Raw genomic sequence first — 24,867 nt, forward strand, 5'->3', positions numbered from 1 at the left:
GGGTGCTGTCCCGCCGCATGCTTAAGCTACCGGGTAAGAATTTTGTGTCTGACGGTGACAATCTAGTGCTTATCAACTCGTTAGGATGGAGGAAAAGATCTCAACGAAAGGCTCGTCATGGACGACAAAAAGCGCAACGACCCTCCAAATTATGGTGTGCGTTTAACCGGCGACGAACTTGCTGAACATCAGCAAAAATATCAACAGCCCCGTGAAGCATCGGGTGCAGAGTACGGCCCTCAAGGACCGCAAGGTCAACAACCACACTCCGAATATGGGCCACAACAGGGTGCCTACCAAGCACCGCAGCCACCCGCCGGATACCAACACCAGCCTGGTTTCCAGCAGCCTGGTCAACCACTTGGCGGGCCGCAGCTCACACCGGAAATGACACGCCCACCAAAACGACCAAAAATTCTCGACATCTCCTTTTGGGCAATCGTAGCCGCAGGCATTTCATATCTGGTGTCCCAGTTGATCGTTGTCGCACTGCCCAATCGCGGAATGAGCGATCAGGACATCGAGATGTTGGATTCCATGATGGGTTCGATGGGTGATCAGGTTCCCTTCGACAGCATGGAAACCTACTTGAACTCGTCGATGATGACCGCTGCCATGATTGGTCAGGCAGTCATCCTTGCGGTGGCATACCTGCTTGTTGGCCTTGGGATTCGGAACGGCTGGCGATCAATGCGAATTCTGGGGACCATTTTTGCGGTGCTGTCCCTGTTCAATCTTTCGTTCGTCACACCTCTGGTTGGAGTGCTGACCGCTCTTGCCGTTGTCTTGGGCATTGTGGGGATCGTCTACGCCTGGCTGCCCGCTTCCACCGAATACTACCGGCAGAAGGCTTGGCAGAAGGCTGCGAAAAAGGTTTACCCCGACGCTCCGTCGCGATGAAAAGCAAGAATCTGGAGTTCTGCAGACAGATCTACGGTACGTACAATCACATGATCAGGTACGTGAAGACGACGCGGAGCAAAATTTAGGATCCCCGTAAGCCCCGCTGCAACCAGGGTATCAGCGACACCTTGAGCAACATCACCCGGCACCGCCACGATGGCAAGTTCCATATCGTGGTCGGTGCCGATGTCGTTAATGTCTAAAACTTTGTGCCCGCCGTGGAGTTGGCCGATCTTTTCCGGGTCGTTATCGGCCACCGCCGTGATGTTCATGCCCCGGTCGCCGAATCCTTGGTAGGACATCAGCGCTGCCCCAAGGTTGCCAGCACCCACCAACAGCACTCGTCGCCCGCTCGTGACGCCGAGGATTCGGGCGATGGTATAGCGCAGGGCCTCGACCGAATAGCCTCTGCCTGCTCGGCCGCTATGACCCAGTGTGCTGACGTCTTTGCGCGTGAGGGCATCAGAGACACCGAGCACATCGGCTAATTCAGCGGAGGTGACGTGTCCGGTCCCTTCAGCGTGCAGGGCTTCCAGATACCGCAGGTACTGCGGTAAGCGTGACAGGGTCGGTGCAGAAAGCTTCTTCGCCGTGGGCTGCTGGGTCATGCGTCCAAACCAGCCGCAATCATTTTGCGGAGTCTCTGCGGGTCGATAACCCAGAAATCACGCTGCCGGTCGTCGACGAATAAGACGGGAATCTCTTCTGCGAACTGTTCTGCCAGTCCCGGATGATCCGTGGTGGAGATTTCTTCCCACGTGATGTTATATTCTCCCGTGACTTCGTCCATGGTGTCACGAGCAGCAGCGCACAGGTGACATTCGGGTTTCGTGAGCAGTTTGAGATTCATCACTTTCCTTGCAGGTAACTATGGTTACCAAAAACAAAACCGCCCGGTAAGGCGGTTCTGAAATCCTGAACGTTTGGGGTTATTCGTCGGTACCGGTAGCCGCATCTGTATCGGAGACGATGGATTCCACTGCTTCTAAGGGGACACGGTATGAGCGTCCGAATCGCACAGCCGGTAGGTCACCTGAATGGATCATCCGGTATACCGTCATCCGAGAGACTCGCATCATGCCTGCGACTTCGGTCACCGTCATGAATTTGGCTTTTGCGAAATTCTCCGCCACGTTTGTTACTCCTTTAACGTTCCCACTGAGGTCGGGGTTCTACGCCTGAGGGGAAGTTCAGAATGTAGGCGGCAACCACCATTACATTAATAATAGCTTACGTAATCAAATACAAGGTTTCGTTAGTCGAACCACGGGTCCAATCCGTGCATCGGAAACACGGCTTTTCGGGTCGCCATAATCGACTGATCTGTAGCGTCTGCAGGGTCATATCCGACCTCCCAGGAGCGCCACCATACGTCTGTTCCGTCGGACATCGAGGACACGACGTCTTCGGCAGCGAGACCCAATTCTTGGCCCACAAGCTCCCTCCATTCCATAGGAATTTCGGTTTTTCGTGGTATCGGCGTGTCGGCAACGATACCGACCAGATGAGCCCATGCACGCGGCACTACTTTTACGGGACTATATCCCCCGCCGCCAAGGGCCAACCATTTTCCGCCAGCGAAATCTTCGGCCCAGTCTGAAGCATCGACCATCAGCTGGCGTTGGCCATCCACCGACAGATTGAGGTCCGCTAGCGGATCGTGCCGGTGCCCATCTGCCCCGTGTTGGGTCACAAGAACCTCTGGTCTGAAAGACCGCAAGAGCTGAGGCACGACGGCGTGGACCGCACGAAGATAGCCGGCGTCGCCGACCGAAGCTGGTACCGCAACGTTCACGGCGTAGCCTTCTGCCTGGGGGCCACCAATATCTTTGGCAAAACCGGTGCCTGGAAATAACAGCAGACCGGTTTCGTGGACCGAGATGGTCAGTACTCGCGGGTCGTCCACAAAGGCTTGCTCAACGCCATCGCCGTGATGGGCGTCAAGGTCTACATAAGCGATCCGTTCAGCACCCTGATCCAGCATGTATTGAATGGCTAGGGCGGCGTCGTTATAAATACAGAAGCCAGAGGCCTTGGCTCGTTGTGCGTGGTGCATGCCGCCAGCAAAGTTCACGGCCCGGTTGACCTCGCCCGACCAGATAGCCTTGGCCGCAGCCAGCGATCCCCCGGCGATGCGCGCCGAAGACTCGTGCAGGTCGGCAAAAACGGGGCAGTCCTCGGTTCCGAGTCCTACTGACTCATAAACACTGGAAATATTGGCGATGGTCGACGGATCTGTCGAATTTGCATCGGCTGACGCGGCTCGCACCTGTGCGATGTAATCTATCGCATGGATGGCAGCTAACTCGGCGTCTGTGGCGACGGGTGGTTTGACCTGCAAGAGTCTTTCCCGATCTAATACACCCAGCGTTTTTGCAAGACGGTGGGTCAGTTTGAGGCGCACCGGATTCATGGGATGGGTATCTGAGAATCGGTAGTTCAGAAAGGCGTCATCCCACACCAGTGCACTACGGGGTCCAGCTGTGTTTTCCATCACTGACTAGCGTATGTTGTTCTGCCCGCGGGGCGACGCAAAGCTGCCTTTATGACATTTTGTCTTTTCGACACGACCAGACAGGACTGGTCGGAACCCGTTTAAAGGACGAAGATAGGACCAGTGAGACAGTCACGATATAGTCCAGGTGCACGGCTCCACAGCAACGGTGGGGTTGGTTTAGCGCGCAGACTTTCTGGTCTGGTGACCTCGGCGCCAGCACGTACCGCAGCCGTCGTGTTCGTCCTGGTCATCGCGGTATTTACGGCACTGTTAGCCATGCCATTTTCATCGGCCACCGGTGAGCCCACCGCCCTGGTTGATGCTGCAGTGACCGCAACCTCTGCGGTCACGGTAACGGGATTGACCTCGGTACCCACCGCTGAACACTTCTCACTGGCGGGCCAGCTGTTGATCCTTGCAGCGATCCAGCTTGGTGGCCTGGGAATTGTCACACTCGGGGCGTGGTTAACTATGCTCGTGTCACGCAGATTGTCCCTGCGCTCCAAAATCCTCTCAGTGGAATCGATGGGTGTATCTGGTCTTGGTGAAGTCCCCGCGCTGCTCATCACCGTATTGATCTTTACGCTGAGTATCGAGGCGATATTGGCGGCAGTCATGTTGCCGGTCTTCGTTGGTCAGCTGGGCACCGGCTCAGGATTATTTCACGCGGTGTTCTATGCTGTTTCGTCGTTTTCCAACGCCGGATTTACGTTGAGTTCAGCCACGTTGGACGATCCGGTTATTATGACCACCATCAATGTGGGCGTCTTTGCCGGGGCCTTGGGTTTTCCCGTGGTGTACATGCTGTACCGAATGCTCTTCCGCAAAGCTCGGATGAACCTGCACACGCGTTTGACGCTTGAAGTGACCTTCATGTTGTTGATCGGCGGAGCCGTACTCATGGCGGTTTTTGAATGGAACAACCCTGCGACGCTGGGGCCGATGGACACCTCGGAAAAACTGCACAGCGCGCTCTTTACTTCCGGCATGACGCGTTCGGGAGGATTCAATATTTATGAAGCCGCTGATCAAACCGCTCAATCGCTGTTGATCACGAATATTTTGATGTTTATTGGGGGCGGTTCAGGCTCAACTGCCGGGGGCATTAAAGTCACGACACTAGCGGTGTTGCTCTTTGCCATTCTCGCGGAGATTCGTGGTGACGAACACGTACGCGTTCACAACCGCGAGATTTCCGATAACACGGTACGTGTTGCCGTGGCTGTTGTAGCCGGCGGAGCACTGTTGGTTTTAACCTCGGTGGTCGCGTTGACCGTGGTGACCGGCCAGGACCTGGAAACCACCGTATTTGAAGCGCTGTCAGCATTCGGGACCGTGGGGTTGAGTAACGGGCTCACCGCTAGCGCACCCGAGCCAGGTCAATGGATTCTGATCGCGCTAATGTTCATTGGTCGTCTCGGGACGATCAGTTTCGCCGCGGGTTTGGCTACCCGAAACCGCCCAACTCGTTATCGTTATCCAACGGAAAGGCCCATCATTGGTTAAACACTCTGATTCTCCGGTACTGGTCATTGGTTTGGGCCGATTCGGTTCCGCCCTGGCTGAGGAACTCACCGAATCTGGCCAAGACCTCATGGCTGTGGAAGCAGATCGAGTCATCGTGCAGCGCTACATGGGTGAGTTCACTTCTGTTGTGCAAGCAGATGCCACCGATATCGCGGCCCTCGAGCAATTGGGCGCCGGTCAGTTCAAGACCGCCGTCGTCGGCATTGGCACGTCAATTGAAAATTCTGTGCTCACCGTGGCCAACCTCGTGGACTTGGGAGTCGAAACCATTTGGGCCAAAGCCATTACTCGGGTCCACGGTGAAATTCTCACGCGCATCGGGGCTGCGAATGTCATTTTCCCAGAGCAGGACGCTGGCGAACGGACAGCCCATCTCTTGGCCGGCACCATGCGCAACTTCACCGAGTTCTCACCCGGCTATGCCCTGGCCAATATCAATACACCGAAAGCCCTCGACGGGAAGTCGTTGCGTGCGTTGCGCATCAAAGATCGGTACGGGGTCACCATCGTCGCCTTAGAACACGAAGACGAATTCCAAAGTGTCGACCAGGATACTGAACTACGCGAGGGCCAAAATATGATTGTGGCTGGTCCCACCGAACGCGTCGATGACTTTGCCAAACGCATCTAGTGGTGATTGAGAAGCCCCGGGGTTAGGCTCCGAGTTCTTCGGAGCGCGCGACATTGGCTTTGAGCGCGTCGACGAACACCTTGTCAAATCCGGCACCGTCCATGGATTGGAGCGCTGCTTCGGTTACGCCGCCTTCGGTGGCGATGGAGTGCTCCAGGGCTGTTGGGTTAGCGTCTGGAGTATCCAGCATGGCGCCGGCTCCCACGACCGTCAGCCGGGCAAGCTGTCGTGCTGTGGTTTCATCTAGCCCCAGCTCTGTTCCGGCGCGAGCAAGCGCATTCGTGAATCGGAAAACGTAGCCGGGCCCCGAGCCTGCCATGGCGGCAACCAAGTTGAGGTCCTTTTCAGCCACGTGAAATACCGTGCCAGAACCCTCAAAAACCGCGTCGACTTGTTCGACCTGGGCGTCGGTGACGGTAGCGCCCCGGGCCATCCCCACAACGCCTTTGCCCACGGTCAAGGCAACGTTCGGCATGGTCCTGATGAGTGGTTGACCTTCCGGGAGTGCATTGGCCAAGGTTTCCAGCGTGGTTCCCGCGGCAACTGACACCACGGTGGCATCGGGGGTCAAGGCTGCGGCCAGTCCTTGTGCGGTTGCTACCATCTGCGGTGGCTTGACCCCCAACACCACGATGTCGGCGTTAACAACAGCGGTGTTATTGGCTGCTGGGTCGCTCTCTGTGGCGATCACTTCGATGCCGAATTCTTGGCTACGCTGTGTGGCTGATGCTTGGGAATGTGTGGTGGCGGTGATCTTGCTGGTGTCAAAACCACCTGCGAGGAGGCCGGCGAGGATTGCCGAGTTCAGGTGTCCCAAACCGATAAAACTGATGCGCACTTAGTGTTCTCCTTGTGTTGCGGGGGTTCGTGCCAGATGTTTACGGGCAAAGGCCAGTGACTCGGCAAGCATTTCTTCGCGATGCCCCGGGTATTTTTGTCCGCGAGTTGAGACTTCTACGCACACGGCGCCGTCGTAGTCACTGGCGGCAATATGGTGGAGTGATTCGACCACCCGCTGGTGACCATAGCCCGGTAGCAGGTGTTCATCTGCTGTGCCCTGTCCTGATCCATCGGTCAGGTGAACATGGGATAGCCGGGAGCCCAGTAATTTGATGGCTGCCAGGGAATCCATCTTGGAGGTGGCTGCGTGCGAGAAGTCCCAGGTGACGTGGTCGTAGTCCTGTGGGATGGGGTCGTGGTGTGGCAGATACATCTTGATTTCGCTGCCCGAGACGCGCCACGGATACATGTTTTCCACCGCGATCGTTACCCCGGTGGCTTCCATGATGTCCCGAATGCCGGTGGCAAATTCAAATGCATATGAGCCTTGCCAGCGAAATGGCGGATGCACCACCACGATTTCGGCCCCGAGCTCGCGCGCTAGGTCTGCCGCGCGAGCAACCTTGTTCCAGGCTGAGCCCCACACTTGTTGGGTAAAGAGCAGCGTGGGTGCGTGCACGGAGTGAATGGGCATCGAATGGCGCTGGGATAGTTCATCGAGTTTTGTGGGATTGTGGGTCCACCGATTTTGGGTGACCATGATTTCTACGCCGTCATAGCCGAGATCCTCTGCCATCGAGAAGACGTGCTGAGGTGCTAACGAAAAGATAGACGACGACGATAAGGTCACCGGAATTTCTGGTTTAGCCACCGCCAACTCCTAGTGAGAATCCGGGTCGTTGATCATCCGAGGTCAGGTCCACGCCTTCAACCCAGGCGTTTTCACTGGTTTCTGCCACGCGTCCCTGGATGCGTAGCGCATCCAGGCGTCCAAGGATGAGGCCTTCACGCAGTGCCCACGGACAGATTTTGAGTTTCTTGATGCCAAAGACTTCCATGGCTGCTTGGGCTACCATACCGCCGGCTAGTACCTGACGGGCGCGCATATCGGAAACACCGGGTAACTGGGCACGCTGTGTTTCCGACATGACGGCCATCGTTCGGATCCACGTTCCGAGGTCTTTCTGACGCAGTTTGCGTTGCACGAAGAGCCCGTCTGTTGACGGAGCTGCTCCCGCCAGCCGTGCAAGTGAGCGGAACGTCTTGGAGGTTCCCGTCACCACGGTGTTCTCGGGCAGCTCGGTCGGAAAGAGCCCCCGATATTCTTGGAGGACATCGTGGATGTAGTCTCGAAGGTCGGCAACCTGCTCACTGCTTGGCGGCTCAGGGTGGTCAAAATAATCCTTGGTTAACCGCTGGGCGCCCAGGGGCACCGAGACGGCCGTGGCAGGAAGTTCGTCGGTGCCGAAGGACATTTCGAATGATCCGCCGCCGATATCGAAGTTCAGCAGGTTTTCAACGTGCCAACCGTGCCAACGGCGAACCGCGAAGTAGGTCATCGCGGCTTCCTGGTCCCCGGAGAGCACGGTCAGGTGTACTCCGGTTTCCTCACCGATGCGTTCAAGCACCGCTTTGCCATTGGCCGCGTCACGAATCGCCGAGGTACAGAAGCTAATCATGTCAGCCGCACCGTTGGCTTTCGCGAAGGCCACCGCGCCATTGATGAATTCGATCAGACTGGCTTGGCCCTGTTCGGTAATCGCGCCGTCGTTGTCGAGGTGTCGGATTAACGACAGGGGGCGCTTATGGTCCGCATAGGCGTTTGGGCGCGCTCCGGGAAACGCATCCACCAAGAGCAGGTGGATGGTATTTGAGCCGATGTCCAATACTCCTAGGCGCATAGCCTACTTCTTCTTTGTTTTCTTCGCGGGGCCCTTGGCTCGTTTTTCGGCGAGCATTTCAAAGGCCTGACCTTCGGTCACTTGTTCCGGAGCTGTGCCACGCGGCACCGTGACATTCGTGGAACCGTCGGTGATGTAGGGGCCAAACCGGCCGTCTTTGATCACGACTTTCTTGCCCGACGACGGGTCGTTACCGAATTCTGCGATCGGTGGTTTGGCCTGTCCTCTCCCCCTACGCTGTTTCGGTTTCGAGTAGATTTCCTCGGCTTCGGCCAGCGTGATCGTAAACAATTGTTCTTCCGATTCAAGCGACCGTGAATCGGAACCCTTGCGCAGGTAGGGCCCGAATCGTCCGTTTTGAGCGGTGATTTCTTCACCGTCTGCTGCGGTCCCAAGACTGCGCGGCAACGACAAAATCTTGCGTGCATCATCGAGGGTCATGGTGGCGATTTCCATGCCCTTGAGCAGCGAACCGGTTTTTGGCTTGGGTTTCTTCGGGGCTTTCTTAGGTTTTTTGCGGCCGTTCTTGTAATACTCATCCGGCTGAGCATCTTTATGCGCCTGGATTTGTTCTTCGGTCAGGTCCGGAATGATCTGCGTGACATACGGGCCATACCGGCCGTCTTTGGCGACCAGCTCATAGCCGGTATCCGGGTCTGTGCCCAGCGGACGCTCGGATGGACCTGCCGTTTCAATCATTTCGGTGGCCACCTCGCTGGTGAGCTCATCCGGGGCCATTTCTTCTGGCACATTAGCGCGCTGGGGGTCGCTGCCTTCTTCTGCATCGGCCGGCAGGGCTTGTTCTAGATACGGTCCGTAGCGGCCAACCCGAAGGGTGATGCCTTCGGCAACCGGTATCGAGTTGATAGCGCGAGCATCGATATCACCGAGGTTTTCCACGGTGTGCTTCAGACCTTCGACGGTTTGTTCTGAGCCGAAGTAGAACCCAGCCAACCAATCTTGCCGGTCCATCTGGCCGGCAGCAATTTGGTCAAGGTCGTCTTCCATTCGGGCGGTGAACTTATAATCCACATACCGTCCGAAGTGTTCTTCTAACAGCCGGATCACAGAGAACGCTGTCCACGATGGGACCAAAGCAGAACCGCGTTTGCGCACATAGCCGCGGTCGACGATCGTTGAGATCGTTGGAGCATACGTGGATGGACGTCCAATTTCGCGTTTCTCGAGCTCGGCGACCAGTGAAGCTTCGGTATATCGCGATGGTGGTGTGGTTTCGTGCCCCTCAGCTTCGACGTCTCGTGCTTCCAGAATCTGGGATTCAGTCATATCTGGCAGGCGTGCGTCGTCACGGGTCTGCTTTTCACCGGGCACGGACTTCTGGTCCGATTCGTAGGCCTTCATGAAGCCCAGGACGGTGATGACGGTTCCCGAGGCGGAGAATTCTGCCACCCGCGGGGTTGCTTCCGCTGAAGTGCCACCAATTTTCACGGTGGCTGTGTAACCGGTCGCATCGACCATCTGGGAGGCCACGGTGCGCTTCCAGATGAGTTCATAGAGTCGGAACTCATCGGCCGTCAAGGAGTTTTTGACCATTGACGGCGTCCGGAAATAGTCACCCGATGGGCGAATTGCTTCGTGTGCTTCCTGGGCAGCTGCATTTCGGGAAGCGTAGTAGCGCGGTTTATCCGGCACCATGTCGCCGCCGTACAGTTCGGTCGCCTGGTTCCGTGCAGCGGAGATGGCCTGCGAGGACAGGATGACCGAGTCGGTACGCATGTAGGTGATGTAACCGTTTTCGTACAGTCGCTGGGCCACCTGCATCGTGACTCGCGACGTGAAACGCAGTCGGCGCGAGGCTTCCTGCTGCAGGGTCGACGTCGTAAATGGCGCAGCCGGCCGACGGCGGTAGGGCTTGTCCTCGAGCGAAGTGATCGCGAATTCGGCGTTTTCTAAACCGCCGGCCAATGACTGGGCTGAGGCTTCGTCAAGATGAACTACATCGGCCTTGGGCTTCAGCTGACCATCATCGTTAAAGTCGCGGCCTGTGGCTACGCGGGCATCATCAATCGCCGAAAGTTTTGCGGCAAACGATTCTTCCGAATCGGTAAAAAAGTTGGCCGTGATATCCCAGTACGAAGCCGGCACAAAGGCCATGCGTTCGCGTTCCCGTTCAACGACGAGACGGGTTGCAACCGACTGCACTCGACCAGCAGAAAGTCCAGGACCCACTTTGCGCCAGAGCACCGGCGAGATTTCATAACCGTAGAGACGGTCCAAAATACGGCGAGTTTCTTGTGCATCAACGAGGTCAGTATCGAGTTCTCGAATATTTTCTAGAGCGCGATCGATACCTTCTTCGGTGATCTCGGTGAATGCCATGCGGTAGACCGGGACTTTTGGTTTCAGCACCTCAAGCAGGTGCCATGCGATTGCTTCGCCTTCCCGGTCAGCATCTGTTGCGAGATAGAGTTCATCGGCCGTCTTGAGCGCTTTGCGAAGTTCAGTGACCTTCTTTTTCTTATCATCTGCAACCACGTAGTAGGGCTCGAAGCCGTCGTCGGTATCGACCGCAAACTTGCCGTAGGGACCCTTTTTCATGTCAGTAGGAAGGTCAGATGGCCGCGGAAGGTCACGAATGTGGCCTACCGAGGAATCGACAATCCACCCGTCCCCGAGGAACTTGGCGATGGAACGGCTCTTTGCCGGAGATTCCACGATCACCAGTTTGGTGGTATCACCATTGGTTGGTGCAGAACTTTTTGCGCTCACGTGGCTCCTTTTCGTTGCGGCAGCTTCAACACTAATCTAGCTGGTCGTTGTTTCAGGCTCGTACACTTCAAGGAATCCGTCAATGTATAACGCGGTGATTTCCGTTCGAAGTGCAGCGGTCTGATCATCGTCTAATGATAGTAATCCTGCCACGGCCGCAACGATTTGTCCGATTGACAACTCGCCGTCGCACGCGCCGAGCACCGCAGCAGTTGCAGTATCTAGCCGCACGTGACGGCCAAAACCGGTACCGGAGCGTGCCATGAGTACTTCTGGATGTTCGGCGCCAAAACGCTGATACTGTTCATAGGTTACCCACTCGGGGGCCACCAGATGCATGTTGGCTAAAATCCAGTCCTGTGCTGTTGCACCGGCCTGTGTTGGTGCACTATATACGGTGTCATATTTTTCTACCGACGCTGACCATGCAGCGGCGACCGGTTGGTGGACGTGCTCGGTGAGGTACTCAAATTTGCGCAACGGGACTGTGGTCTGACGTCTCCGTAACCACACCCACCCCACACCAATTTGGGTGACACCCCGAGCTTCGAAATCCTGAAGATAACGCTCATAGGCGGCGTCGTAGGTGGCTCGGTTGAGGTTCTCAGAGGAATCTTGCAACCAGATTTCGGCGTACTGCGCTGGATCCGCGCTCGAGCGTTGAATCGTCCAGATATCGAGGTCTGGCGCAGGCCACGTTTCCAAGCGCTCGTGCCATTGGCCGGGACCAAACATTTCCCAGTTAGCTAACATAACCGCTTGTCCACCGGGGGCGAGCACGCGGTCAATATTGGAGATGAGTTCTCTGACGAGTTGGTCACCGGTTTGTCCGGTTTCCCGGTACGTGTGTTTCGTTGTAGCTTGCGATGGCGCAATCACAAACGGTGGATTGGTTGCTACCAGTTCAAATGTCTGTCCCTCTACCGGCGCCAGCATGTTGCCAGCTCGTACGGCCACGCGGTCTGTTAGTCGCTCCGGGTCCACCTGTAGCTGCAGAGCGTTGAGCAGAATATTGAATACCGCAAAGTCTAAGGCTCGTTGCGAGATGTCCGTGATCGTCACATGCTCAGCGTGGTGTAGCAAGTGCATGGCTTGAATGCCGCAACCTGTGCCGAGGTCTAATGCGGTTTTCACTTGGGTTCGCGGCGTGATTTCGGCAAGTGTGATCGAAGCTTTGCCGATACCCAAGATGTGTTCTTCGGGCAACGAGTGACCGAGCTGCAGCGCTGTTTGATCCGAAGCGACCCACAGATCACCCTGCTGATCCGTGGCATACGTCGAGATGTCGACGGTGGCAGCGATCTGGCCGTCATCAGTGGTGGTGACGATATTCAGGTCGAGCGCGCCCTCTAGCGTCAGCTGACCAAAGATGGTCTCGGCCAGTGACGCAGTTATGGGATCTGCCAGCACAAAACAGCTGATCAGACCGGCAAGAGGATTAGCCTGTGCTAGTGGTTGGGCTAGAACACGCCGCGCCGGTACGTGTTGGCCGCGGTCCAATGCGGCGCTCGCCGTTGGACCAAGCAGGGCTTCGATGTTCTCAGAAGTGTATCCGGCGACCACAAAATCTTGCTGTAGCGCGCTCAGTGCTTTCGGATTGGCAACAGGGGCTGGGTGCATTATTTCCTCGTCGATGCGGTATGACTCGCACACGTCTCACATATGCGGTCGGGTTGTTGTTCATGACAGGAGTCGCAAATAACTGCAAGCGTCTTGCATCCCGGATCCGCACAGTTGCGTAATTCGGCGCTGGGGGCTTCGCATAGTTGGCATGTACCGATCACTTTGGGCGTATCGGAGAAGTTCAAGGCCATGCGCTCGTCAAAGACATACAGTGAACCCTCCCAGAGTCCGTCATCTCCGAAGGCTTCACCGTAGCGCACAATGCCACCATCTATTTGATATAACTCGTTGAACCCGCGGTTGGCCATCAGCACGGTCAACACTTCACAGCGGATCCCGCCGGTGCAATACGTAATGATCGGCTGGTCTTTCAGATGATCATATTTCCCAGATTCCAATTCAGCGATGAAGTCGCGTGTGGTGGTGGTATCCGGGACGACGGCGTTCTGGAACTTCCCGATTTGGGCTTCGAAAGCATTGCGACCGTCAAAGAACGTTACCGGGTTTCCCTCGGCCTCACGCTGGGCAACCAGGTCATTGACCTCTTGTGGCGATAAGTGTGTGGCTGTTCCAAGCACTTGATTGCCTTCAGCGACTTGAATTTCCTCGGGCCGGTCAAATGCGACCAGTTCAGGTTTCACTTTCACACTGAGTCGTGGGAAGTCGGCATGCGAACCCTCCGACCATTTGACCTCGAGGTCTTTGAACCCCTCGTATCCTCGGGTCAGCTTAACGTATTCCTTGACCGCCCTAATATTGCCTCCGACTGTGCCGTTGATGCCGTGTTCGGCGATGATGATGCGGCCGGTCAGCCCCAAACGTTTGCACAGTTCTTTTTGCCATAGAGCAACGGCCTGCGGGTCATCGATCGGAGCGAAATGATAGTAGAGAGCAATTTTGGTTTGTGGGTTCATCGGTTGCAATTCTTTTCGCGTTCAGTGGGGTCGGGGTTACGGTTTATGAGCTTTCTTAAGGGTTACAAGTTCGTGACGCTTGCGCAATGTATCTACTCGTAGCTGGGCTTAGAGCATGACTGAAGCTATTCTAGGACTATGGCTATCACTACTTCACTGACAGACGAACTTGCCACGGCTTGGCTCACCGGTCGTGCGCGAATTCGAAACTATCACCTCACCACGCAGGGCAACATTCACGCTGCGCTGCGCACCCCGGAATCGGCCGAAGCCGGTGAAGACCTATGGGAATACGTTGTAACCAATGCGTCAGACGACGTTTTGCAGGTCGTTGCGGGTGAAATTCTCAAAAACCCTACCCGCCAGTTAATTGTCGCAGCTGATCTGCCAGAAGAGACTCAGCCTGCTGGAGCCACCGCACGTACTTACGCTGAAAAAACGAAGCTGCGTCCAATCGGTGTAGACGAATTGGTGATGGTCACCGATATGAGCGAGCAGGATGTGGAAGAACCCATCGTGCCCGAGCAATTTACCGCCGAGGTCGTCCGAAACGATGGCTGGTACCTGGTAGCGTTCCGCACCACCGAGGAGTCCGAAGCCGGCCCGGATAAACTTGCCGCTCGTGGTCGCGTCGCCGTCGTCGATGGTACCTACGCGGTGTTCGATCAAATCTGGACGTCACCTGATTTCCGTCGTCAAGGCCTGGGTTCACTGACCATGCGTTACCTCAGCTCCCTGGCACTAGAAAACGACGTTGAAGAAGGCTTGCTTATCGCCGGCGTCGAAGGCCAGGCCCTGTATTCTTACCTGGGTTGGACCGCCATCGGTGATGTTGTCGTACTGGGTCACCCCGATGTTGATCCCAAAGATCAGTGGGCCACCCAAACCTTCCAGCCATAAGCAGTAGCGACCGATTCACATTCAGCAGACAGGCGTCCATGATGACGCTGCGTCCTACCTGGCGGAGCTTCTTGGATACTCCCGTGTGCCAGACCAGTTAGTTCACACACGCGTGCTACCGGAACGCACCGCCAGGTTTTCTGATTGGCCAGAACAAACACCGCAAGAATTTGTCGATGCGGTGGGTTCAACCGGCGTAACGCAACCGTTTGAACACCAGGTAGCTGCCGCCAACCACGCCCTCCAGGGACGCCACGTGGTGTTGGCCACCGGAACAGCCTCAGGCAAGTCGCTCGCCTACCAGCTACCGGTTGCTGTCGATGTTGCCGAGGGGTTTTCCACGGCACTGTATCTTGCCCCGACGAAAGCGCTCGGAGCCGATCAATTAGCGTCTTGGCAGTACCTATCCGAACACGGGGTTTCGGGGTTACGCCCGGCTGCCTACGACGGAGATACGGATCCATCTTCCCGCGCCTGGGCACGGGAACACGCCAATGTTTTGGTTACCAATCCCGATATGTTGCATGTGGGTATCCTGCCCAATCACGGGGGCTGGGCAAAGTTCTTCCGGAACCTCAAATATGTGATCGTCGATGAGGCACACACCTATCGCGGGGTGTTTGGCTCCCACGTTGCCGTTGTGTTGACCAGATTACGCAGAATTTGCGCCAGCCTGGGCAATCATGATGCGGTCTTCATCGGTGCTTCAGCAACTTCGTCTGCCCCCGCAGAAAGCTTTTCCAAGTTGATTGGATCCTCGGCGGTGAGCGTCGAAGAGGATACCTCGGGTCACGGTGAAGTCGTCGTGGGATTCTGGGAATCTGAGTTTTCTGCAGCCACCGGTGAGCACGGCGCTCCCCTACGTCGGTCGCTTGTCGCAACGGGCGCCGATATGTTGTCTGACTTAGCGGTCAATACAATCCGATCGGTCGCGTTTATTCGCTCCCGTCGAGGTGCCGAAGCGATGGCCCAGATGGTCAAGCGAAACCTGGCGGAGATCGATCCGTCACTACCGGGACGTGCAGCTGCGTATCGTGCCGGGTTGTTGCCTGAGGAACGTCGAGATGTCGAAGAACGGCTCAATAATGGCAAACTCTTAGCGGTGTCCACGACCCCAGCACTCGAGTTGGGCATAGACATCGCCGGACTCGACGGTGTGGTAGTCGCTGGTTGGCCGGGTACGCGCGCTTCCTTTTTCCAACAGTTGGGGCGTGCTGGGCGTTCAGGCCAACGTTCCCTCGCCCTGTATGTTGCCGGTGATGATCCCATGGACACGTATCTGGTCAACCATCCTCAAGCGGTCTTTGACCTCGCAGTCGAAGACAACGTAATCGACGCTCAAAACCCACACATCCTATCGGCTCATCTGTGTGCTGCAGCGGCAGAAATTCCACTGCAACCTGATGATCTGGCAGACTTTGGAGACCCGGACCATATTCGACACATCGTCGAGGACCTCACGGCTGCCGGATATTTACGGCGTCGCCCGGCCGGATGGTACTGGACCCATGAACAACATGCCGCCGCCATGATCAGTCTTCGCGATGCCGGTTCGGGCCCCATGCAGATTATCGATGGCGAAACAGGGGCCGTGTTGGGTTCGATTGGTTCCGAACAAGCCCATTCCCAAACACATCCCGGTGCAGTGTACGTACACCAGGGCCGTACCTGGGTGGTTGATGACCTTGATGAAGAACACGCCACCGTTGTGGTGCTCCGTGCTGAACCGGAATACTTCACACAAGCCCGCGATGTCACTGACGTAGAAATACTGTCCGAAGACGCTCGATTCTATTCTGACCAGGACCAGTTTGCCTGGGTTCATGGTCCCGTCAAAGTGACAAACCAGGTGGTGTCGTATCAGCGAAAAGACATTGCCAGCGGTCAGGTGATCGACGAAGAGCCGTTAGACCTCAGCGCACGTGAATTATTCACCCAGGCTGTCTGGTTTACTGCACCCTCTGACCAGTTTGTGGCCGCAGGATTGACCACAGATCGACTGCCCGGGGCTTTACATGCTGCCGAACACGCCATGATCGGTATGATGCCACTGGTCGCGTCGAATGACCGGTGGGACATCGGCGGCGTCTCGTTGGTGCTGCATCCTGACACCGAGGCGCCTACGGTGTTTGTTTACGATGGCTACCCTGGCGGGGTGGGGTTCGCGACCCGCGGTTTCAGCCACGCCGCGACATGGATTACCGCGACTATGGAGGCGATCGAGAACTGTGATTGTCCTGATGGTTGCCCGTCCTGTGTTCAATCGCCCAAGTGCGGCAACCGGAACTCACCATTGGATAAAGCCGGTGCGGTGTTAGTTTTACGTTTTGCCGCACAGGCGTTGTCTAGGGCAGTTTCGGTCCCGCCCGAGATGCAGCAGTAGCATCAAGTCCGATGGGCACGCTGAAGCGTACTTCTACCAGGACAACACCCCGGTCTTCGAGCTGGCAGGTGGTCATGGAGGCTCCGTGGGCGCTGATCGTGGACTCTGCCACCGCACACGGCTCCCCTATCATGAGTCCCCGCGCGGCATCGGCCGCTGAGAGCGCTGCCAGATCGGCGGCTACGGCTGCCCGTGACGCTGCCACATGGACTTGAATAAGCGTCATTGTTGCTGCCAAAAGCAACATCAATGCGGCAAAAACGGTAAGCATCATGGCGGTCGAGGCGCCCTCGTCTGCGGTTAGGGTTGTACGGTCCATTGGTTTGGTGCTTTCGCTTGGGCGGTGAGTTCAATACTCGGGATCAGCCCGAGTGGGCCTGGGACGGGACTGGTGAGTTCAACGGTGGCCCAGTCACCAGACGATGAGGTGGCCACGCTGGTGGATGTCGAGGTCATGGTGGTCACCGAGGTGTTGATCTCATGTTGTGCTTCCCCACGCGCAAGTTGTCTGGCGGCAATTGCTGCTGCTTGGTGAAGGTTGGACTGGTGCATTCCGATGACTATGACGTTGACGAGCATGGCGATGACCAGGACGACAACGGGGAGAATCACCGCGAATTCCGCTGTCACCGACCCTTCCGTGGATTTCTTAGATAGTTGCATCGTGGCTCCCGAGGTGGCCGGGGTCTGTGCCCCGGCCGTCTCGTTGATGGGATTAGAAACTCAGGGCACGTTCAATAAGACCTTCCAGAAGGCCTTGAACGGTTCCCGATGATATGACCGCAGCAAGCACGCCGGCAAAAGCGACGGCGGCCAGTGTAACTATTGAATACTCTGCTGTGTTAGCGCCGTTTTCGTCGGTCAGGTCGAGGGTAAAGGATTGGTTGTGTTCCACGGTATTCTCCTTGTATTCACATGGGGTTACTAGTCGATATTTAGTTATGGGTCTCTGGCTGTTAGCCGGGTAGCAGAGCCAATACCATCGGCACAATGCCCAGCAGAATAAAACTCGGCAGCATGCAGATACCGGTCGGCAGAACAAGTCGAATGGCGAGTTCCTGGGCTAACTGTTCGGCTAATCGTTTTCGGTTGGCCCGCAACGCGGTGGCTGCTGTGGTGAGCATGTGTGCTGATGGAACTGCTGACGTATGAACAAATTGCAGTTCATTAGCGAGTTGGTCCAGGTGTCGATCGTCGCGGGCGTGTTCCCAGGCTTGGTCCCAACTAACGCCCAGCAGCAGTTGGTTGGCCACCGAAGTTAGTGGCTGACAACCAGGTAGGTGGTTCCCGACTGCTGCCAGGCCGTTGGCTAATGAGCTGCCTGAAGCAAACAGCTGCGCGAGGATATCCAAGACCAGCGCCGGGTCGGTGGCAGTGTGTTTCTCCTTCATGGTTCCTCCGCGGTTTTCATCATGCGACGCGTCCAGACCCGCCCAATGACCGCAAGCACAACACCAGAAACGACCAACAACCAGCCGGTTACGCTGGTGAGTAATTGACCAATAGATGCGCCGAGCATGTGTGCAAGTCCTACTCCAGCTACCGGTAACCAGGCCAAGAGATTTGCTGTAGATTTCGGCCCCGCCGATGCAGCGTCTCGAGCTTGCTGGGCGTCTTCTCCTGCTTCCAATGCATCGGCAAGACGGTAGAGTACTTCTGACAGCGACATTCCGGTGTGCTGGGCTAAGGTCAGGGTTGCGGCCAGCTGTTGCCAGTCGCGGGCTTGGCCTGGTCCGGTTACCTGTGCGAAGTATGGCTGATTCAAAAGGCTAGCTGCGTGTTGCCGGTTCAGAACATGATGCATGCAGCATCTGGGATCCACGTCTTCTAGTGCAGGTTGCCCGGAACATGGCTGGTGCGCTTGGGCTACTTCGGGCCAAAGTTGGCTCAGTGCACGGCCGGCCGATAAGAGTGCTGCGGCCTGTCGAATAACCCGAATAAACTCTGCATGATGCTGCGCTGCACGACGTTTCGCGGTTATCAGCTCGAAGACTATTTTGAATGGGTTCATGCTGCCCGCCTGTGAACAGTCGCCAGTGAATCCAACAGCCCGAGTCCGGTGCCTTCTATAACCTGTTGTCCCACCGTTGTGAGCACCGGAATGAGATTGAGTTCGGCGCCGTTGCCGGTTTTGGATAATAAGGCGATTTCAGCGGGATACCGCCGACCTTCTTCACCCCGGGTGAGTTGAATGACGACGTCAATGGCCGAGCGAATCTGTAGTGCTGCACTCGTCGGCCCCAGCCCCGCAAGTGCGGCCATGGCATGCAGTCGGGCCGGGACGTCAGCCGCCGAGTTAGCATGAACGGTACCGATGGCGCCGCGGTGACCAGTGTTCATTGCGGTAAGAAAATCAACGACTTCGGCACCGCGACATTCTCCAACAATGACCCGGTCGGGACGCATGCGCAGTGCCTGGCGAATGAGGACTGGTAGGCCGATGCCACCCTGGCCTTCAGTGTTGGCATCACGAGTAGCTAGACCCACCACGTGTGGATGGTCAATATTCAGTTCCGGAGTATCTTCTATGGTGAGGAGACGCTGCCCCTCGTCGACCGTGGCTAGGAGGGCAGCCAACAGTGTTGTTTTGCCCGAACCGGTGGCACCTGAAATGAGCATATTGGCGCGGTTCTGCATCAGATGACCAATGACGTTCAGCCATTTTTCGGCACCATGCCAATCCGTGGACAAAGTCTCAAGACTTGCCTGTGTCTTAGACGGTAATCGGATGGACAGCTGTGGGCCTTCGGTGGCGATCGGCGGGAGCACTGCGTGAATTCTGGCGTGACCGATCTGCACGTCACCATAGGGCATCCCTTCATCGAGTCGTTTACCACCCTGGCCTAGCAAGCGAACTGCGAGCGCTTTCGTTTCTGCAGCGTCCAGGCACGTCTCTGTTCGGCTGAGCCCGGTACCAGTATCGGTCCAAATGCGACCGCGGCCGTCCACGATGATGTCAGTGACATCGGGCTGGCGAGAAAATTCCGCAAGCGGGCCGAGCCCCAACAAATCATCCACCATGTGTTGCATGGTTGCTTGAGCCTGGCTGCTGGAGGTGACCGGCACATGTTTTGCTACAGCTTGTGCCACGACAGCGCGATCAGGTTTGGTTTGGTGGTCGTGAGCGTTCAGACGGGAAGCTAACCAGCGTTTGGCGGCGGTTAGTCCCCCGACTTTTTCTGGTCGTTTGGGTGTCCATCCGCGTCCCATTAGTCGTCACCTCGCTCCATCCAACGGCGCATGCCTTTGCGGCGTCGAGTGTTTGAGTAAATGAATTGGAAATCTCGGCGCGTGCCATACTCTGGTATTCGATGGGATGAGTAATCCAGTTTCTTATGCGGTTCAAACTGCACGTAGAGCGGCCGAGAAAAATCATCGACATGCACCACTTGTGCTCCGTCGGCAGCAAGGCGTTGCGCCATGAACAGATCGGCACCACAATTGACGACGACGGTGTGGAAATGATGACGAGCTGCAGCAACCGTGTCATCCAGCAGCACAGAATTCAACGGGTTGGCACCATGCTGCTGTAACAGCAGACTGACACCCTCCCAGACTGGAGTGTTTAGGAGATAGATGTGCGGTGACGGCAAGAAACGGTCAAATTCCAGCACTTCGACGCCATTGTCGGTGTCGTCCAGGATCGTGGTGGTGAGTGCTCCGGAAGCATCGGCGTCTAGCAGCAGGGTCCTATGTGCCGCGGTCTCGGATGCCGCATAGGCCATTGCCGCCGCCAACAGGGGGTAATTGTCGTGCCCGGTTTGGACGGTTGCCCACACGGTGTTGTGCGTAGCCCGCGGAAAGCCTTGTGATACCAACCAGTGTTCAAACGTGGCCTCATGCTCTGGGTAGTGCCACTGCCTGTCTCCGGCGTACATCCTATTGCCGGAAACCTGAATATGGACGGCGTTGGTTGTGTCACTCGCATCCGGAGATTCGATAATGTCCAGGCCCAGAGCAGCAACTACCGCGTAGACAAAATCGGCAGCCGGACCGGTTGCATCCTGGGTATCGATCAGAACCGAGCGCAGGCCATGCGACGGTGCGTTCTTCTGTCTTCGGGATCTACGTTGCGTGGTTGTCATGCATCAAGCATCAACCAATCGACGCATTTTCAACGGAGGGCTCAGCCGCATTGTGGATAAGCACCACAATCACAAGATTCTGTGGATCCTGGGCGGTGATTAGCAGCGTTAGCCCGTACGGTTGACGCCGTGTAGATCTAGGCCCGGATGGTCTGGGTCAAAGAACGCTGCGGGGACAGGTTTTGTGGCATCCCAGTCGGATATGTCGATGATATAGCGAGGGTCCCAGGGCTCTGCCCAACCGAGTAATTCCAGGACTCGGTCCAGAATCATCGCGGTAAAGCCCCACACTAGCGTGCCGCCAACAGTAAAAGCTGGTGTCCCGTAGCGGTGCTTTGCTGAGCGGTCACTGGCCACGGCGGTCACGCGGAGTTTCGGATTCACCAGATCACCGACGGGAACTCGGAAGACTCTGGTTGCTTCTGCAGTGGTGATCATTTCATTGTCGTCGGGGTGTTGCCACCAACCCAGCACCGGTGTCACTTGAAAATTGGTGACTGGTAGCGGCAGCACCGGTAGCGTTCCGAGGGGAATGATGCCGCTGGGGTCAACGCCGGTTTCTTCTTGTGTTTCACGAATCGCACAGGCGGTCGCATCGACGTCATGAGGGTCGAGGCCCCCGCCCGGAAACGATACTTGTCCGGGATGATTGCGTAACACCATGGACCGTTGCGTGAGCAAGACGTCGAGTTCTTTCGGCACTATGGTTCGGTCGAACGTGGCTGGCCGGTCGTCCATGGAACCGAATAACAACAGCACCGAGGCGTCTCGCGGATTAACCAGCGATGCCAGATCGTAGGGCCATGTCTTGGAATGTTCTGGCAGGGATGCCGCGGGTGATACGCTCACCCGATTGACGATATTCTGATCGACTTCCCCGTAAGTGTGTACTAGTGCCAGCAAGTCCGCAAGCGCACCATCGAGTTGCATTATGCCTCCCACTCATAACCGGCGGCCCGCAGGTCAGCGCGAGAGGCCCCCGCTACAAGGGCCTCATGGATGTGTTCGCGTCCAGGTGCCAGTTCATACGAGAGAAGTTCTTTGGCCGCTGCCGGATTGATCTCACCGATCCCAGCAGACGGACACCACTTGGCTACCGGGCACGCCCCACAGGCCGGACGTTTGGCATGACAGATACGTCGTCCTAAGAAGATCACCCGGTGCGACAATTCGGTGTAGTCCTTGGGTTCAAACAGTTCGGCGATATCGCGCTCAACCACATTGGCATTGGTCGAATCCGTCCAGCCAAAGCGGTTAGCCAACCGGATAACGTGGGTATCGGTTGTAATGCCGGGAACCCCAAAAACGTTGCCCAGCACCACGAAGGCTGTTTTGCGTCCCACACCCGGCAGTTTTACTAGCTCTTCTAAGGTATCGGGCACTTGGCCGTCATGTTCTTCGACCAGTGCCTGTGATAGGCCCAATAGGGAACGTGTTTTGTTTTTGTAAAACCCGGTGGGACGGATCAGTTCCTGCAGGCTGGTTTCTTGGGCTTGTGCCATGGCACAAGCATCTGGGTACTGCGCAAAGAGTGTAGGCGTCACCGAGTTCACGCGAATATCGGTGGTCTGGGCGCTCAAGACTGTTGCCACCAAGAGTTCAAAAGGGTTGGTGAAATCCAGTTCGGCGTGTGCATAGGGAAAGGTTTCCCCTAGCACCCGATATATTTTGCGTGCCCTGCGTTTCTTGGCCAACGGCGTTTCGTCTGTCACAGTCGTCCCTTCTTCACCGATGCCGGTGTTCGCCCACATCCTCTGCTTCATCTTAGGCCGACAACACTGTTCACCGTCTAACCGTTGCTGTCTACGGCTTTAGGACCGCTCATCGCACGTTTGATAGCCGTTCAGCGCACCTTCGGTTTGAATGGGCCCCCAAAACGCCCTAACATAACCCTAGATGTGACTACGATCACGACCCTAAGGAGCCTCATGGTCACCACGCATGAACAGGAAACCACTCAACGAGCCCGCGACTTGTATGCACAAGCAGAGCAGAGCTCACTGGAGTATTGGGCGGACCGCGCCCGCAACGAAGTCCACTGGGACACCCCCTTTACCGAAGTCCTTGATTGGTCCAATCCTCCGTTTGCCCGGTGGTTTGCCGATGGTACGACCAATGCTTGTTATAACGCGGTAGACCGTCACGTTGAAGCCGGTAACGGCGAGCGCGTAGCCCTCTACTTTGAAGGCGAACCCGGCGACACAGATGCCGTGACGTACGCTGACCTGCAAGCCCGGGTTTCACAAGCTGCCAACGCGCTAGAATCCCTAGGCGTCACGAAGGGCGACCGGGTGGCCATTTACCTGCCCATGCTGGTCGAATCCGTTGTGTCGATCCTGGCCTGCGCCAGGATCGGTGCGGTGCACTCAGTCGTCTTCGGTGGTTTCTCAGCCGAAGCACTGCGCTCGCGCATCGACGACGCAGAAGCCAAAGTGGTCATCACGGCCGACGGCTCATTCCGACGTGGCAAACCGAATATGCTCAAACCCATTGTTGACGATGCCCTGTCAGCAGAAGGCCACACCGTTGACCACGTTCTTGTGGTCAACCGCAATAAGGCGGAGATCAACTGGGTTGAGGGGCGCGATAAGTGGTTCCACGAAGTCGTTAGCGATCAGCCGACCTCGCATGAAGTTGTTTGGCACGAAGCCGAACACCCGCTGTTCATCCTCTATACCTCGGGGACAACTGGCCAGCCCAAGGGTATCCTGCACACAACCGGCGGCTACCTGACCCAAGTCACGGCGACCGCACGCGACACCTTCGATTTACAACCTGAATCCGATGTATTTTGGTGCACCGCCGACGTCGGCTGGGTTACCGGACACTCCTACATTGTGTACGGCCCGATGTCGAACGGCGCCACCCAAGTGCTCTATGAAGGCACCCCGGACACCCCGCATCGTGGTCGCTGGTGGGAAATCGTCGAGAAATACGGCGTCACCATTCTCTACACTGCCCCAACTGCCATTCGCAGCGCCATGAAGTGGGGTCGCGATATCCCCGACCGCCACGACCTCTCTTCGATTCGCCTCTTGGGCTCGGTTGGTGAAGCGATCAACCCCGAGGCTTGGGATTGGTACCGTGAAGTCATCGGCGACAACAACGGCCCAGGTACCGTCGACGCTGACGGCAACGTCACCCCCGGCCCCCGCCAAGATCATCCTGTACCGATTGCTGATACCTGGTGGCAAACAGAAACCGGGGCGCATATTCTCACCCCGCTACCTGCGTTGACACCCGATGAGCTCAAGCCTGGTTCAGCACAGCGTGCAGTTCCCGGCATCTCGGTGGATGTGGTCGACGATAACGGCAAAACTATGCAAGACACGACCCAGGGCTTCTTGGTGATCCGTGAACCATGGCCAGCCATGGCACGCACGATCTGGGGCGATGACGACCGCTTCGTGAATACCTACTGGTCGCATTTTGATGGCATGTACTTTGCTGGTGACGGCGCCCGTTTCGATGACGAGGGCGACATCTGGTTGCTTGGCCGAGTCGACGATGTCATGAATATTTCCGGTCACCGCCTGTCCACGACAGAAATTGAATCGGCGCTGGTCTCCAATGAACTGGTTGCCGAAGCAGCCGTCGTTGGCGCTGCCGACGCAACAACCGGCCAGGCTATCTATGGGTTTGTCATTTTGACTGATGAGGCTGCCGGCACCGACCCCCAGGAAGCAGAGGAACAGCTGCGCAACCACGTGGGCACGCACATCGGACCGATTGCCAAGCCGAAGCGGATTCTGGTCACCACTGATTTGCCGAAGACCCGTTCAGGCAAGATCATGCGGCGTCTGCTCAAAGATGCTGCCGAGGGCCAGACCGAAGCAGATCCAACCGCTCTGGCAACGCTTGCCGACCCTGCGGTCATGGAAGAAATCCTATCGGGCATGAAACGCTAAGGTTCTCCGTCTGAGCCTTTAGCATTACAAGCGCTTCGGCCGCAACCAAAATTGGTTGCGGCCGAAGCGCTTATTTTTAGTGTTG

The 24,867-nt window shown here is 56.7% G+C and carries 25 protein-coding genes; 6 read left to right on the forward strand and 19 right to left on the reverse strand.

Annotated elements, in window-relative coordinates:
• The first annotated feature begins 117 nt into the window (after positions 1-117).
• A complete protein-coding gene (locus tag G583_RS0101405) occupies positions 118-900 on the forward strand; it encodes an MFS transporter (protein WP_022869407.1) in 783 nt (260 codons plus the stop codon).
• On the opposite strand, the gene G583_RS13495 is transcribed toward G583_RS0101405, so the two are convergent.
• The 4 genes from G583_RS13495 to G583_RS0101425 form a co-directional block, all read right to left on the reverse strand.
• A complete protein-coding gene (locus tag G583_RS13495) occupies positions 876-1,511 on the reverse strand; it encodes a redox-sensing transcriptional repressor Rex (protein WP_022869408.1) in 636 nt (211 codons plus the stop codon). The genes G583_RS0101405 and G583_RS13495 overlap by 25 nt on opposite strands.
• Positions 1,508-1,753: a glutaredoxin family protein gene (locus G583_RS0101415; protein WP_022869409.1), complete on the reverse strand. Its 246-nt coding sequence runs from the start codon at positions 1,751-1,753 to the stop codon at positions 1,508-1,510. The genes G583_RS13495 and G583_RS0101415 overlap by 4 nt, the downstream gene beginning before the upstream one ends.
• A 79-nt stretch (positions 1,754-1,832) precedes the next feature.
• Entirely contained in the window at positions 1,833-2,006 is a 174-nt protein-coding gene (locus tag G583_RS0101420) for a helix-turn-helix domain-containing protein (protein ID WP_084677275.1), read from the reverse strand.
• A 152-nt stretch (positions 2,007-2,158) separates the two neighbouring features.
• The gene (locus tag G583_RS0101425) at positions 2,159-3,397 is read right to left on the reverse strand and encodes an acetoin utilization protein AcuC (protein ID WP_029629163.1); all 1,239 of its coding nucleotides are present in this window, start codon (positions 3,395-3,397) and stop codon (positions 2,159-2,161) included.
• 123 nt (positions 3,398-3,520) lie between these two features.
• Between G583_RS0101425 and G583_RS0101430 the strand changes: the two genes are divergently transcribed.
• Positions 3,521-4,906: a TrkH family potassium uptake protein gene (locus tag G583_RS0101430; RefSeq protein WP_245540557.1), complete on the forward strand. Its 1,386-nt coding sequence runs from the start codon at positions 3,521-3,523 to the stop codon at positions 4,904-4,906.
• A complete protein-coding gene (locus G583_RS0101435) occupies positions 4,899-5,558 on the forward strand; it encodes a potassium channel family protein (RefSeq protein ID WP_022869413.1) in 660 nt (219 codons plus the stop codon). The genes G583_RS0101430 and G583_RS0101435 overlap by 8 nt, the downstream gene beginning before the upstream one ends.
• A gap of 22 nt (positions 5,559-5,580) precedes the next feature.
• Here the strand turns inward: G583_RS0101435 and proC are convergent, their stop codons facing one another.
• From proC to trhO, 6 genes are read right to left on the reverse strand one after another with little or no spacing between them, the layout of a single operon-like run.
• The gene (proC, locus tag G583_RS0101440) at positions 5,581-6,396 is read right to left on the reverse strand and encodes a pyrroline-5-carboxylate reductase (protein WP_022869414.1); all 816 of its coding nucleotides are present in this window, start codon (positions 6,394-6,396) and stop codon (positions 5,581-5,583) included.
• Complete coding sequence (locus G583_RS0101445; RefSeq protein ID WP_022869415.1) at positions 6,397-7,209, reverse strand: sugar phosphate isomerase/epimerase family protein; 813 nt, start codon at positions 7,207-7,209, stop codon at positions 6,397-6,399.
• Positions 7,202-8,239 (reverse strand): Ppx/GppA phosphatase family protein, encoded by a 1,038-nt coding sequence (locus G583_RS0101450; RefSeq protein ID WP_022869416.1) that lies wholly within the window; start codon positions 8,237-8,239, stop codon positions 7,202-7,204. The genes G583_RS0101445 and G583_RS0101450 overlap by 8 nt, the downstream gene beginning before the upstream one ends.
• A 3-nt stretch (positions 8,240-8,242) precedes the next feature.
• The gene (topA, locus tag G583_RS0101455; RefSeq protein WP_022869417.1) at positions 8,243-10,969 is read right to left on the reverse strand and encodes a type I DNA topoisomerase; all 2,727 of its coding nucleotides are present in this window, start codon (positions 10,967-10,969) and stop codon (positions 8,243-8,245) included.
• Between the two features lie 36 nt (positions 10,970-11,005).
• On the reverse strand, positions 11,006-12,589 hold the full coding sequence (locus tag G583_RS13500) for a DUF7059 domain-containing protein (RefSeq protein WP_022869418.1): 1,584 nt from the start codon (positions 12,587-12,589) through the stop codon (positions 11,006-11,008).
• On the reverse strand, positions 12,589-13,506 hold the full coding sequence (trhO, locus tag G583_RS13505; protein ID WP_022869419.1) for an oxygen-dependent tRNA uridine(34) hydroxylase TrhO: 918 nt from the start codon (positions 13,504-13,506) through the stop codon (positions 12,589-12,591). Before trhO ends, G583_RS13500 begins: the two co-directional genes overlap by 1 nt.
• Positions 13,507-13,644: 138 nt before the next feature.
• Between trhO and G583_RS16100 the strand changes: the two genes are divergently transcribed.
• Entirely contained in the window at positions 13,645-14,406 is a 762-nt protein-coding gene (locus tag G583_RS16100) for a GNAT family N-acetyltransferase (protein WP_022869420.1), read from the forward strand.
• An 85-nt stretch (positions 14,407-14,491) separates the two neighbouring features.
• Complete coding sequence (locus G583_RS13515) at positions 14,492-16,789, forward strand: DEAD/DEAH box helicase (RefSeq protein WP_022869421.1); 2,298 nt, start codon at positions 14,492-14,494, stop codon at positions 16,787-16,789.
• Here the strand turns inward: G583_RS13515 and G583_RS0101480 are convergent.
• The 9 genes from G583_RS0101480 to nth form a co-directional block, all read right to left on the reverse strand.
• Positions 16,752-17,108 carry an Rv3654c family TadE-like protein gene (locus tag G583_RS0101480; RefSeq protein WP_022869422.1) on the reverse strand — a complete coding sequence of 119 codons (357 nt, stop codon included), beginning with the start codon at positions 17,106-17,108 and terminating at the stop codon, positions 16,752-16,754. The two genes, G583_RS13515 and G583_RS0101480, sit on opposite strands and share 38 nt — an antisense overlap.
• Positions 17,090-17,452 carry a TadE family type IV pilus minor pilin gene (locus G583_RS16105; protein WP_022869423.1) on the reverse strand — a complete coding sequence of 121 codons (363 nt, stop codon included), beginning with the start codon at positions 17,450-17,452 and terminating at the stop codon, positions 17,090-17,092. Before G583_RS16105 ends, G583_RS0101480 begins: the two co-directional genes overlap by 19 nt.
• 52 nt (positions 17,453-17,504) lie before the next feature.
• Positions 17,505-17,684 carry a DUF4244 domain-containing protein gene (locus G583_RS13525; protein WP_022869424.1) on the reverse strand — a complete coding sequence of 60 codons (180 nt, stop codon included), beginning with the start codon at positions 17,682-17,684 and terminating at the stop codon, positions 17,505-17,507.
• Positions 17,685-17,745: 61 nt separating this feature from the next.
• Positions 17,746-18,180 (reverse strand): type II secretion system F family protein, encoded by a 435-nt coding sequence (locus tag G583_RS13530; protein ID WP_040894596.1) that lies wholly within the window; start codon positions 18,178-18,180, stop codon positions 17,746-17,748.
• On the reverse strand, positions 18,177-18,800 hold the full coding sequence (locus tag G583_RS13535) for a type II secretion system F family protein (protein ID WP_040894598.1): 624 nt from the start codon (positions 18,798-18,800) through the stop codon (positions 18,177-18,179). Before G583_RS13535 ends, G583_RS13530 begins: the two co-directional genes overlap by 4 nt.
• Positions 18,797-19,999: a TadA family conjugal transfer-associated ATPase gene (locus G583_RS13540; RefSeq protein WP_022869425.1), complete on the reverse strand. Its 1,203-nt coding sequence runs from the start codon at positions 19,997-19,999 to the stop codon at positions 18,797-18,799. The genes G583_RS13535 and G583_RS13540 overlap by 4 nt, the downstream gene beginning before the upstream one ends.
• Positions 19,999-20,874, reverse strand: coding sequence for a hypothetical protein (locus G583_RS0101505; RefSeq protein ID WP_022869426.1), 876 nt, complete (start codon positions 20,872-20,874; stop codon positions 19,999-20,001). Before G583_RS0101505 ends, G583_RS13540 begins: the two co-directional genes overlap by 1 nt.
• A 108-nt stretch (positions 20,875-20,982) precedes the next feature.
• Complete coding sequence (locus tag G583_RS13545; RefSeq protein WP_022869428.1) at positions 20,983-21,804, reverse strand: NUDIX hydrolase; 822 nt, start codon at positions 21,802-21,804, stop codon at positions 20,983-20,985.
• A complete protein-coding gene (gene nth, locus G583_RS0101515) occupies positions 21,804-22,625 on the reverse strand; it encodes an endonuclease III (protein ID WP_022869429.1) in 822 nt (273 codons plus the stop codon). Before nth ends, G583_RS13545 begins: the two co-directional genes overlap by 1 nt.
• A gap of 177 nt (positions 22,626-22,802) precedes the next feature.
• Here nth and G583_RS13550 point away from each other — a divergent pair, with 177 nt between their 5' ends.
• A complete protein-coding gene (locus G583_RS13550) occupies positions 22,803-24,782 on the forward strand; it encodes an AMP-binding protein (protein WP_022869430.1) in 1,980 nt (659 codons plus the stop codon).
• The last annotated feature ends 85 nt before the right edge of the window (positions 24,783-24,867 follow it).

This window comes from Yaniella halotolerans DSM 15476, from assembly GCF_000420805.1.
GTDB classification, from domain to species: Bacteria; Actinomycetota; Actinomycetes; order Actinomycetales; family Micrococcaceae; genus Yaniella; species Yaniella halotolerans.